This window comes from Magnetococcales bacterium (assembly GCA_015232395.1).
Lineage (GTDB): Bacteria > Pseudomonadota > Magnetococcia > Magnetococcales > JADFZT01 > JADFZT01.
In genome coordinates this window covers 1-12,513 of record JADFZT010000103.1, presented here as the reverse complement: position 1 = coordinate 12,513, position 12,513 = coordinate 1, and the positions used below count along the sequence as shown (strand labels likewise).

Genomic DNA, 12,513 nt, shown 5'->3' with positions numbered 1-12,513 from the left:
GTCCAATCAAACGCTGAATCTCCAACGTCCGACCACCCTGCTTGCCCCTGGTCGCCTCACGAGATGAACGATCATGGTCGAACGCTACAGCCACCAGAACGGGGAGCACACCCAGGAAGCCATGGACAAGCTAGAAAATCGGCTCCGCCACGTCATTTGATGCTGGCAACCCAATCCAACTTTTTCTGGCACGATTACACGGGAATTACACAGGGTCCATAATGGCAGAGAGGGAAGCTTCCCGGAACAGCAATGGAAGCTGTTGAATAAGCTAATAAAAAATGGTGCCCAGGGGCGGAATCGAACCACCGACACGAGGATTTTCAGTCCTCTGCTCTACCGACTGAGCTACCTGGGCACTTTGCATCAACCTCATTATGTGGGTGTCGGATTACCCGTGGCTGACAGTTGATGCGACAGTGTTTATACTGGCTCCTCTTTACCTTTGTCAATGGTGGAATCAAAATGATATGGGAAGTTTGTCTTACCGTCCCTGAGGGACGACAGGAAGCAGTCATGGCCTTGCTCTCCAGTCAGGGCTCCACAGCTTCTTCCATGGAAAAAAAAACGGGTGGCAACCTTGAGATCCGAGGATGGCTTGACGCATCCAAAGAACGAACCGAAATCGACCTCAAATTACAGCTGCTACTAGCCTCCTTTGATCCGCCTCAGATGGATGGTGTCAGTTGGCAACGCCTCGCCGACCAGGATTGGCAGGAGAGCTGGAAACGTCACTTTAAGCCCCAAATAATCGGTAACCGGCTCCTGGTGCTGCCCTCCTGGTTATCCCAACCCGCTGACACCCTCGACCGATTAATTATCCACATGGATCCCGAAATGGCTTTCGGTTCCGGCAGCCACGAATCCACACGGGGCTGCCTGGAAGCCTTGGAAAGATGTGCCCATCAAGGGGGGCTCACTTCGTTACTCGACCTGGGGACAGGCTCCGGCATTCTGGCCATCGCCGGTGTGCTCCTGGGAGCCGATCAGGTGACCGCAACCGATTTTGACCCCATAGCCGTTGAAACCAGCCAAAAAAATGGCCGTATTAATCAGGTGGCCGATAAAATGGAGGTTCTCCTCACATCAGATGTTCCTCCTGGTCCGTTCCAAACCATAGTGGCCAACATTCTGGCACCAGTCTTGATTGATAAGGCCGGGGAAATCAGTCACTCTCTGCTCCCTGGCGGCTCCCTGATCCTATCCGGTATCCTGGAGACCCAGGCAACAGAGGTGTGTGAAGCCTATCGGGCCCATGGCTTTGTCAATATCGAAATATTCCACCTGGGGGAGTGGGTCACCATACAGGCTGAAAAAAATGAGGGTGGAGGATGCTAACGTATCGCTCAATGACATCGACCCTTTTGAGGTTGAGGAAGAAGAGGATTGTCTGGTCTAATGTGAAGATAAAAATGTTTCACACAAAACAGGCACGTTTTTCGCATGAACGGGGTTAGCGACCTAGTCTGACATTTTTTTGGCGTCTAACCCGCAACAGCTTGCACTGCATTAAAGAGGAATCATAGGCATGGATCTGGCAACCATTATCGGGCTTGTCCTGGGATTCGCCTTGATCATCATGGCGATCATGTTAGGCGGCGATATCGGAATGTTTATCAACATTCCCAGCCTTCTCATGGTTGTTGGAGGCACCATCGCAGCCATGTTCGTCAAACACAAGATGAGTGAGGTGTTTGGCTCCGTTGGTGTGATGATGAAGGCCTTCCTGGTCAAGGTCGAAGAGCCCGAACAGATTATCGGTCAGCTGACTGATATGGCAAATATCGCCCGAAAAGACGGTATTCTCGCTCTCGAAAAGGTTAAATCCGAGGACGCTTTTTTGCAAAACGCCATCAACCACTGCGTGGATGGTGCGGATCCCGACTTTTTGGAAGCAGTGCTCAACAAGGATCTGGAATATCTTGCCCAGCGCCACGATAAAGGGATCGCTCTCTGGGAAGGGATCGGTGAAACAGCCCCCGCTTTCGGCATGATCGGAACCCTGGTGGGGCTCGTGCAGATGCTCGCCTCCATGGAAGATCCATCTTCCATCGGACCCGCCATGGCGGTGGCGCTTTTGACGACACTTTACGGATCCATCGTCGCCAACCTGATCGCCATTCCCATCGCCATCAAGCTGGGGTCCTACTCTAAAGAGGAACAGCTCACTCGGCAGGTGGTTATCGACGGCATGATCGGCATCCAGAAGGGGGTCAATCCCCGCATGCTCCAAGAATCCCTCAAGGCGGCCTTGCCACCCAGCCTGAGAGAGATGGCCGAATAGAGCTAAGGGGCTCTCAACCATGGCAAAAAAATGTCCTCCATGTAAAAAGGGCGCACCGGGGTGGATGGTTACCTTCGGCGATATGATGGCCCTTCTGCTGACCTTCTTCGTCCTGCTGCTTTCCTTCGCACAGTTGGATCGGGTCAAATTTGAACAAGCCGCAGGCTCTATGAAGGACGCTTTCGGTGTACAACGCATCCAGCAGGTCAATCCCATGCCCACTGGCGAACGGATGATCTCTGTGGAGTTTCATCAGGAGATCATCCTGGTTCGGCTCAAGGAGAGGCTTGAAATCGTCTTCCAGAACACCATGGACGAAGGGGAAGTGGAAATGGTGGAGGTGGATGAAGGGTTTCTGGTGCGCATCAATAACGACAAGCTGTTTACCCAAGGCCCCGGTGGAACCCTTCGGATCAGCAAGGCAATGGAACCAACGCTTCAGGAAATGGCTACACTTCTGGCCGATATTCCCAACGTGGTTCACATCACCGGCCATACCGATGCCCGTCCAGCCAAGGATAAAAAACCCGCCTTTCCCAACAACTGGATCCTGACCGCCTACCAGGCCGCAGCGGTAGTGGACTTTCTGGCCCAAAAAGGGGGCGTTGATGCCACCCGGCTTGAGGTGCGGGGCTTGGCTGAGTTTCACCCCAAGGATACCAACGAAACCCAGGAGGGGCAGGCCAATAACCGGCGGATTGAAATCATGATCACCCGGGCGACCCAAGCCATGTCGGAAGATGGTGAACCGGATGGCGGGGGAGATCAATATGTCGACGCAAACGCTTCTCCGGATCCGATGGAGCCGGTTAATTAATCGATAATCCTTTATATTGGTGACGCCTGCATGGCCACTGAGTCAAATACACCGACCCAACAGCAACGCCAATTTGTCCGCATTGAGGACGTGTTGCCATTTTCCTGGCGCCGTATCAGTGAAGCGGAACTCAACGAAGTGGTGGAGCACTTCGAAAAAAATCATGCTTTTCCTGTTCGAAGCGAAAACGTCGACCAAATTCTCTCCTCACTGGAAATTAGTGGTGGACTCAGAGAATTGGAACGTAGTGATCCGAATTTGGCCAAGGTTTTGGGCAAAATTGACCAAAAACTCAACATCCTGATTCGTCTCTTCCAGTCAGATGAAGAACAAAAACCCCTGGCACCAACGCCGGTCAATCTGAGCGGGGGGGGAATCGCCATCTGGGAAAGAGAGTCAACCCTGGCTATCGGCGATATTTTGGAAGTTCGTCTCTCCCTGTCACGGGATGCTTTGATGGTCATTCATGCTTATGCCCGGGTGATGAATATTTTTGAAAATGATCGGGATGGTATGAACCGTATTGCCTGCAAGTATGATCCAATCCTCGATAACGACCGGGAGCGGCTCATTCAATATATCTTCCAACGCCAGACCGAAATGATCCGCCGAAAGCGGAGTCGCTGATATATCCCTACACCCCGGCCTATGGCAGGCTGATATTGGTGGAAAGGCCTCCAAGCTGTGTGAAAACAGGTGGGAGGTCTCTCTGTATGAAGCTGGTAGGAAGGCCTCTGCCACTATTACTGTTAGAATGATGAATCCAGCTTGGTATGGGCCGAACGATCATCGAGATAGGTGCCTCTTGAATCAGCGATAGGCTTGGTTCTGGGGAAATGTCTGCTCTCTATACCCCTTGTTCCGATCCATCTGGCGCTAACTGATTTCGGTTGAAACGGGGCTTCCGACCGACAACCTCCACTCTCATTGTGATGGCGCTGCCGTGAAGAAAGAACCTGCTCCCAAATTTGTGACCACTCCCCTTTGGTGGCGCAAGGTTTCCACATCGGTTTTCCACACGGTGGGGCGTCGATATCGCGGCTCCAATAAACTCCTCACCACCACCAGTGGTATGGATCAGGAAATCGCTGCATCCCTGAAAGCAACTTCCCCCCGCCTTGCCTCACGAACAGGTGGTTCAGCCAAGCAGAGCCGCCAAACCGCTTTGGAGCAACTGGATCATAAATTGGGGGCTGTACTGCACAAGGCCGTAGCCGGGAAAAAACCGCCAAAACCCACACCAGTCCGTCTCTATCCTGACGGGAGTGGCTTTTCCTTCCTGGATCGGAAGGTGGAAGTCAAAAGAACTGATCTGCTGGAAATTCAGTTTTTTATCTCCGCCAAATCACCGGTCATGATTCACTGTTACAGTCGGGTCGTGGGGTTGGCCAAAGATCAAAACAGCGATTTTGTACGGATCGATTGCCGTTATGAGACAATCTTCGGTGAGGGTCCGGTCAAGCCCAAAAAACCGGCTCCGCCCTCTGAGCCTGCCAAGCCAGTCCAGAAAAAAATAAGTGATCATCTGCCCTGGAAGCCTGAGCCAGTCCCAGCCGAGCCGGTGGTACCCAAATTTGTATCCCCTTCTGAAGAGAAGCCACCACCGCTGGTAGAAAAAATTGATCCGGAGCCTGAAGAGCAACCCGCTGAGCCCGCTACCAAATGGGATGTCCTGGTCGATAAAGGTCGTGAAATCGCGACCGAAGCCCGCACGCCAGACCTGACTGGGAAGCCTGACAGGCCCCGTCCCGAGCGGCGTCCTCCCGGTCCTCGCAGGCAGGATTTTCGGGTCAACGATCAGATTCCCTTGGGCTGGAAGGTGCTGACCCGGGAATCTTTTGATCAGGCTGTGGCCAGCTTTAAGGAAAATCAAAGCTTCAACCCCCGGAAAATCATCATCAAACAGGAGCATCTTCTGGCTCGTATCGATGAGCAGGTGGAAAAGCTCAAACGCATGCGCTCTCGGGCCAGACGCAATGTCGTTTGGTTCAAGGATCGGCTCCATGAACTGTTTTTGCGCTCCCACATCACCAACGAAGAGGAGTATTTCCATGGCTTGACTGGATTGTTGTTGGAGATTGCCGTGGAGTTGGGCAACCGGGGTGGGCAGCCCAATTTTAATCTGCTGCAAATCTTTTTCCACTTGAAAGAAAAGATGGAGCTGCAGCGGGAAAGGGATGAACTGGCACTCACTGCGACTCTGGATAAGCGGGAAAAAATTCTCGACAGTCTGCGCAACGTCAATCGCCAGATCGAAAAAGGGTTGGAGGCTGGTGCCGAAAAAGAGATCGATTTGATTAAGGTCTATAAAGTATTCAACGAGGGAATCGCAGCTGTAGACGTCTCGAAATGGGATCGTTCCAAGAGCAGCAATGAAGGGGGAATGGCAGTCTATCCCGTCAATTTGAGCGCTTCTGGTGTAGCCTTCCGAACTCGGGCTGATTGGCTTGAAAAAGAGGACTTGCTGGAACTTCGGATGGTATTAAGCGAAGATGGTAAGGTGTTTCGGGAAGAACTCTGTTATGCCAAGGTGGTGGTGGTCAAGGATATGGGGGGCAACAAGCCGTTTCGAATCGCTTCCCTGCTCACCCACATTTCCCTGGACCAGCAAAACCTGCTCTTTGCCCACGTGGCGCGCAGGCAGCGGGAAGAGTTGGCAAAAAAAGCCAAACAAGACGCCAGATAGCTGGGGAATAGATACTGGTTTGGCTTTGAACCATGAAAAAACGGGCGCCAAGTGGCTATTTCCCCAAGTTTTTGATTCTGCCTGCCACTCCCTCAAGAAACCCGGCGCACTGCTGTAAAATGAGTTGGCATTCAGCCTGCCGCCAATCTGGAGCCTGACCCAGTCCCTCCTGTTTGATCCTGTATTTCCCATCCTGTCAGATCCTACATTTTCGCTAAAGCGTGTCAGATTAGGTTAAACTGCTTACAGTTCCTGGATGACCATTCCATCCCGCAACTTGGGTTCAAACCAAGTGGACTTGGGGGGCATGACCTGGTTGGCATCGGCCACGGCCATCACATCCTGAAGATCGGTGGGATACATCGAAAAAGCCACTGCCATCTCTCCCGAGCCCACCCGCTCCATCAGGTTTTCCAGGCCCCGACTTCCCCCAACAAAATCGATGCGGGAATCCCGTCTGGGATCATGGATACCCAGTATCGGATCCAACAGGTGGACGTTTAAAAGCCCCACATCCAGGCGGGCTACCGGATCGTTTTCATCGATTAACGCCCCATCCAAAACCAGCTTAAACCACTGACCAGCCACAAACATGCCAAATTCGTGGGGTTTGCCGGGTCGTACCGGCTCCTGGCTTTCGGTCACGGTGAATCGATCACCAACCCGTTTGAGAAAGGCCTCCACAGAGAGTCCATTCAGGTCGCGCACCACCCGGTTGTAGTCGAGAATATCCACTTGGTCATCTGGAAAAAGGACACATAAAAAACGGTTGGCCGGGTCATCGGCTTGTAATCCGCCCCGGCTTTCAGCGTAGCGGTCACGAACCCGAACCGAGGCTGCGGAGCGATGGTGGCCATCGGCAATATAGACGCAGGGCAGGGTATTGAAGGCTGCACTCAGCTCTTCAATAAGCGTACTGTCCTGGATGACCCAAAGGGTGTGATGAACTGAATCGCTTGCTGTAAAATCATAGACCGGTGTTCCTGCCGTTCCTGTTTTGAAGAGTTGATGGATCGCCTCGGTGTGGCGAAAAGTCAGGAAAACCGGCCCCGAATGGGCCTGGACAGTGGCGGCGTGGTCGGTGCGGTCTTTTTCTTTGTCGGGTCGGGTAAATTCGTGCTTTTTGATGCGGCCTGAGACCAACGCGTCAACGGATGCCGCCACCACGATACCGGTCTGTTCCCGAGGGCCCTGACGCAAACGGTAGAGATAAAAACAGGCCTGGTCGTCTTTTTGAAGCCAGCCGTTTTGACGCATTTTTTCCAGGTTGGCCTTGGCGGTCTCGTAGACCAGGGGATCATAGGGAGAAATATCGGGGGAGAGTTCGATATCGGCTTTGGAAACCCGGAGAAAGGAGTGGGGGTTGCCTTCAGCCATCTTCCGGGCCTCTTCCCGGTTCAGGACGTCGTAAGGGGGGGCGGCCACTTTTTCCACCAGCTGGGGAAGGGGGCGCAGGCCGCAAAAGGGTTGAATCAAAGGTGCCTGGTCCATTTGTTTATCCTTCTTGCCCGTGGATGACATTGTTGAACACACTTTCCAATATTTTCAGTGATTTGCCTAGATTGTCGTACAGTGATTCGGCTTTTTGGAGTTCTCCAGATTTGCCCAGTTTTTCAATGGCCAGGGCCATTTTGTAAACTTGGCTTTCCATGCCAAAAGCACCCGAAGCACCTTTGAGACTGTGGGCTGATTCACCCACTTGCAGGGCGTTTTGTTGGGAAACACCTTCGCGGATCAGGGCCATCTGCCGGGGGGCATCGTTGAAATAGAGTTCCCCAACCTCCTTAAACAGGGCGATATCCCCATCCACTGTTTCCAACAGGCGCTGGATGTCTGCTTCGACCTCTTCAATGGAAGGTATGGCTTCTGGAGTAGGTGGCCGACTCAGAGTCAAAACCCGGTTGATCTCCCCAAAGAGCGCTTCGGCTTGAATGGGTTTACCATGAAAACCGTCCAGTCCGGCTTCCAAGGCCCGTTGTCGGTTTTCATCCCCCAGCAGTGCTGTCACGGCAATGATGGGCAGGTGTCTGCTCCGGCTTTCGGCTTCTTTCTGACGGATAGCCATGGTGGCTTGGAAGCCGTCCATTTCAGGCATGCGCAGATCCATCAGGGCGAGGTCGTAGGAAGCTTTGCGTAGCGCTTCCTGGGCTTGTATGCCGTTGCTTGCCAAAGTGACCCCATGGCCCCGCATTTCCAATAATCGGGTAAGCAGTTTTTGGGTGAAGGGGTTATCCTCCACCACCAAAATCCGCAAATTATCCCCTACCTTTGGGTGACCTGCAGGATTTTCTTCCTGTTCCTGAGAGGGGATGGCTTGAAATCCTTCCATAGGGGATCTGTCGAGGATGGTCCCAGCCAATTGACGAATGCGCTCAATGCTTTTTTCCTGCTCCATCGTCAAGGAGGTGGAAAGAAGGGTTTCGGCAAGCTTTAAAATTTCTTTCAAGGCGACCTCGTTTGTTTCCAGGTCGGTTTGATCTGGCCTGGTCATGGTGCGACTCCCGATGGCCACATGTTTGTGGTCTGCATGGGGGCTGACTTGGTGCAGCTGGTGCAGCCTATTGGTTCGTATAGTGAATTGGGGAAAATCGTGGTGACCTTGTTGGTCATGAGGCTTTTCCCCGATTTGCTTGACGGATCAAGAAGCAGCGGCATGTGGGTACACCCAACTGTCGGATCTGGAATGATGAGGTCAGTGGTGTGCCGGTAGAGGGGCATCAATAGTTCTCAACGAAGGTTCCCACACGTCTATGGGCGCGGTCCAGGGCTTGAAGGGCATTGGCCACTTCTTCCCATCCATTCTCTTCCTTGATGGACCGCTCCAGACGTCGGGCAAGTTGTACCATGGCGGAGGCCCCCATATTGGAACAGGCTCCCTTGAGTTCCTGAATCAGATCCAGGACCGTTCCCTGGTTTTTTTCGTTGGCGGCAGCTTGTAATTTATTGAGTAATTCCTGGGCAGCCGGGAGAAAATGGCGCAGTAGCTCCCGTATGACCTCATCGTCGTTACCAAAAAGTTGACGAAGCTGGTGGAGTTCGATGGGGGGCGGCTCGGCGGCACCTTTGGGGATCCAATAGTTGAGTTTTTTCTTGAGATCGTCGGGGGCGACGGGTTTGGATAGATAGTCATCCATTCCTGCCTTCAAACACCGCTCCCGGTCTCCTTTCATGGCGTTGGCGGTCATGGCGATGATGGGAATATGCCGGGAAGAGGTGTGGTCCTGCTTGCGAATGGCGTGGGTAGCCTCAAAACCATCCATGACCGGCATTTGGCAATCCATCAGGATCAGGGCGTAGGGCAGGTGGGAAATCGCCTCGACGGCCTCCTTGCCGTTATTGACGGCATGGACTGCATACCCCAGCTTTTTCAGCTGCATGAGAGAGACCCGTTGATTGACCGGATTGTCTTCGGCCAAGAGCAGCAGTTTGCCGGACTCCAGAGCCTCGTAGGCATCGGGATCCTTGACCGACGGCTCTTTCTGGGGGGCGGGAAGAATCGCATCTTGTTGGGGCTCAGACCAATTGGGATCCAGGGTGGTCAGTAGGGCTGCGGAGAGTTCCGATTGGCGTAGGGGTTTGGCGATACTGGTGTGGTATCCCGCTTCCAGGACCGATTCCCGCAACTCCCGGTCGTCCATATCCTGGAGAGTGGCCCAATGCAGGTCGGCTTCGGGATAGGCCTTTTCCATCTCTTTGGGCAGCGCCAAAAATTCGATTTCCGGTAGGGCTGTGGAGGTTACAACGAGATCGAACGGGGTGTTCTTCTTGAAGCTCTGGTCAATGGCTTCCTTGCCGGCCTCCAGGCCTATGGCGCCGGTGCAGTTGAGTCCCCAACCATCCAGATAGCTCTTGATGATCTCTTTATCGGTGGATTGCTCCATGATCAGGAGAACCCGGCGATTTTTCAGGTGTTTGGTCCTGGCCGCCAGTTTGTCTATTTCCGAGGGGAGTCGGGAGGGATCGAAGGGAACCCGGAACCAGAAGGTGGTGCCTTCACCGGCCTGACTTTCCGCACCGATCTCTCCCCCCATCAGTTCGGTCAGACGTTTGGAAATGGCCAATCCCAGACCGGTACCGCCATACTTCCGGGAGGTGTCTCCCCCAGCTTGGCTGAAAGGTTTGAAGAGCCATTGGTGGGCCTTGTTGGGTAGCCCAATTCCGGTATCAGCCACAGAAAAGAGCACGTTGATGCGTCCGTCGATTTCATTCTCTATCAGAGCGCGAACGACTATTTCACCCTCTTCGGTAAACTTGATGGCGTTGCTGATCAGGTTCAACAGCATCTGCCGCAACCGCCCCGGATCTCCCCTTAAGACGTTGGGAATCTTGGGGGAGATGAAGGTCATCAGGGAGAGTCCCTTTTCCTGGGCCTGGGCGGCCAGGAGTTCTGCAGCCCCTTCCACCACGGTTACCGGGGTGAAGTCGATCACCTCGATATCCACCTTGCCCGCCTCAATTTTGGAAAAGTCCAAAATATCGTTGATCAGGGAGAGAAGGGATTGGGAAGAGTCTCGGACAATCTCAGCAAATTCGTACTGTTCCTCGTTGAGAGGGGTATCCATCAGGAGGTCGTTCATGCCAACGATGGCATTCATCGGCGTGCGGATTTCGTGGCTCATGTTGGCCAAAAATTCCGACTTCATACGTGAGGCTTCCAGGGCCGTATCCCGCTCCTGTTTGAGCTCCTTGTCTGCCTGAAGCCGTTGGGTGATCTCCTGGAAGATAGCCACCGAGCCGATGATGTCCCGGCCGTCGAGCAGGGGGGCTGTGACATGGGAGACGGGTACCAGGGTTTCATCCTTGTGGATAAAATGATCCTCATCCACCCGGAAGGCGCGTCCCAGCAGGGAGCGGTGCACCGGGCACTCTTCGGGGGCGACCAGGGTGCCGTCCACTTTTTTATAGTGGATGGCATCGTGGAGGTTGCGGCCCAGGAGTTCGTCTTCCCGCCAACCGAGGAGCCGTTCGGCCTCCCGGTTCATGAAGGTCAGCCGGCCCTGGAGGTCGAGGACATAGATCCCTTCGCCCATGGCATCGGAAATATTGAGCAGGAAAGAGCGGTTGGCCTCCAGGCGCTCTTCCGCTTGGATCCTGCTGGAAATATCGGTGCCGATGGAGATGAACTGATAGGGCTTTCCCGAGGGGGTCATGATGGGGATGATGGAGCAATCCACCCAGAAAAAGCTGCCGTCCTTTTTGCGGTTGCGTATCTCTCCCCGCCACACCCTGCCGCTGTTCAGGGTGCGCCACATCTCCTTGAAAAAGGATTTGGGGTGGTGGCCGGAGTCCAGAATGCGAAACTCCTTACCCAGCATTTCATCCCGGGTGTATTGGCTGATCTGCACCATCTTGCCGTTGATGTAGATGATTTTGCCGTTGGCATCGGTGATGCTGACAATGGCGTGCTGGTCCAGGGCAAATTTTTGATTTTCCAGCTTGACCATCGCCTCCTGGAGCTGTCGGGTTCGTTCCGCCAGGATGGTGTCCAGCTGTTCCCGCTCGGCAATATTACGCAGAATGCCTTCAATAGCGATGCGCTGACCTTTGGCGTCGAACACCAGACGGGCGTTGAGGGAGACCGGTACCTGATTGCCCTTGGCGCAGCGCAGGACCAGATCAAAATCCTCCACACTGTCGGAATTTTCCAAAATTTCCAGTAGTTCCGACCAATAGTCTGGATCTACACAGAGATCTCGGAGATAGGTGCCGATCAGCTCTTTGGTTCTAAAATAGAGCAGTTTATGGCAGGAGGGGCTGATGAATTGGATGATCCCCCCGGGATTGAGTCGATAATAGACATCCTCGATGGAGTCGCACAGAGAGCGGTAGAGGTCTATTTCCCGGGAGGTGTCGGCGAGGCGTTTTTTTTCCAGGGTGACATCCCGGATCAGCAGCATGTCTCCGGCTTCCGGCCCGGTGAGCCCGTGGGCGTGGCCGGAAAAGGTGATGTCGAAAAATTGTTCCCCTTCGGGCAGAGAGAGGGATGTTTCCATGCTTCCCAGGCGCTGAGCCAAGCCGCAGACCGGGCACTGGGTTGGAGCGGGAAGGGTGATGCGGCGGCGTACCAGGCTCCACCAGTGGTCCGGCGTAGGCCATGCAGCGAGCATGGCCTGCAGGGCGGTATTGGCCATGGAGAGCGTTTCATCCTCTCGCCGGAAGGCAAAACCGGAGATGGCAAGAGGAGAGGGGGCTGAATTTCCGGCTTTCCCTGTAGGGCCGCTACTCATCGCCGTATCGTGACTCCTGGATGGGCTCTACTGCTAATTACCATCATGATTGTGGAAAACAGGATGCGAAAAACCATTCAAATTACGTAAAACGGTTCCGCTACCTTCTTGGTGTTTTTGATAAACCACACCCATTATACCCCAATGGCCAGCCAAAATCACCGGGAGACGGGTCTCTGGCCCCAGGGGCGGCGGAATCTATCTGCAGAGGGTGGGCTTGGAAGCAGTAATTGTTTTGAAAATTAGCTACTTAAAGAAGAGTGGTGACTCTTGGCAGGGGCTGGGTTGAGTGCCTTGAATGAGGGTCGTCGTCGTTCCAATCAGGAATTGGACACATGCCGCTGCTCTTTTGCTGTCATTCCCGCGAATGTGGGAATCCGGGGTGTTTGGCACGAAACCTTCTCCCAATTTTGAGCCACTTTATAGGAGGAGGCTGGTTCCGTATCGGTGATGATGCAGAAGACGTGGTTTTTGGCCCCGGTCCATTTGCGGGCATGAT

At 53.8% G+C, this 12,513-nt stretch carries 8 protein-coding genes, 1 tRNA gene and 1 pseudogene; 5 read left to right on the top strand and 5 right to left on the bottom strand.

The annotated features are described in order from the left end of the window. Positions 1–76 (bottom strand): annotated as a pseudogene (gene rph, locus HQL52_18350) (ribonuclease PH). A gap of 206 nt (positions 77–282) precedes the next feature. Beyond that, positions 283–358: transfer RNA gene (locus tag HQL52_18345), tRNA-Phe, on the bottom strand. A gap of 158 nt (positions 359–516) precedes the next feature. On the opposite strand from HQL52_18345, the gene prmA reads away from it, so the two are divergent. The 5 genes from prmA (at position 517) to HQL52_18320 (ending at position 5,787) form a co-directional block, all read left to right on the top strand. Continuing rightward, a complete protein-coding gene (gene prmA, locus HQL52_18340) occupies positions 517–1,338 on the top strand; it encodes a 50S ribosomal protein L11 methyltransferase (protein ID MBF0371405.1) in 822 nt (273 codons plus the stop codon). Positions 1,339–1,528: 190 nt separating this feature from the next. After that, positions 1,529–2,284: a MotA/TolQ/ExbB proton channel family protein gene (locus HQL52_18335; protein ID MBF0371404.1), complete on the top strand. Its 756-nt coding sequence runs from the start codon at positions 1,529–1,531 to the stop codon at positions 2,282–2,284. A 64-nt stretch (positions 2,285–2,348) separates the two neighbouring features. Next, positions 2,349–3,101, top strand: coding sequence for a flagellar motor protein MotB (locus tag HQL52_18330; protein MBF0371403.1), 753 nt, complete (start codon positions 2,349–2,351; stop codon positions 3,099–3,101). Between the two features lie 30 nt (positions 3,102–3,131). Beyond that, positions 3,132–3,728 (top strand): PilZ domain-containing protein, encoded by a 597-nt coding sequence (locus tag HQL52_18325; GenBank protein MBF0371402.1) that lies wholly within the window; start codon positions 3,132–3,134, stop codon positions 3,726–3,728. Between the two features lie 316 nt (positions 3,729–4,044). Then, positions 4,045–5,787, top strand: a complete 1,743-nt coding sequence (locus tag HQL52_18320; GenBank protein MBF0371401.1) for a PilZ domain-containing protein — start codon at positions 4,045–4,047, stop codon at positions 5,785–5,787. Between the two features lie 243 nt (positions 5,788–6,030). Here HQL52_18320 and HQL52_18315 read toward each other — a convergent pair whose 3' ends face one another. The 3 genes from HQL52_18315 to HQL52_18305 form a co-directional block, all read right to left on the bottom strand. Further along, on the bottom strand, positions 6,031–7,278 hold the full coding sequence (locus HQL52_18315) for a DUF1015 domain-containing protein (GenBank protein ID MBF0371400.1): 1,248 nt from the start codon (positions 7,276–7,278) through the stop codon (positions 6,031–6,033). Between the two features lie 4 nt (positions 7,279–7,282). Then, complete coding sequence (locus HQL52_18310; protein ID MBF0371399.1) at positions 7,283–8,278, bottom strand: response regulator; 996 nt, start codon at positions 8,276–8,278, stop codon at positions 7,283–7,285. A 226-nt stretch (positions 8,279–8,504) separates the two neighbouring features. Beyond that, positions 8,505–12,014 (bottom strand): PAS domain S-box protein, encoded by a 3,510-nt coding sequence (locus tag HQL52_18305; protein ID MBF0371398.1) that lies wholly within the window; start codon positions 12,012–12,014, stop codon positions 8,505–8,507. Positions 12,015–12,513: the final 499 nt, after the last annotated feature.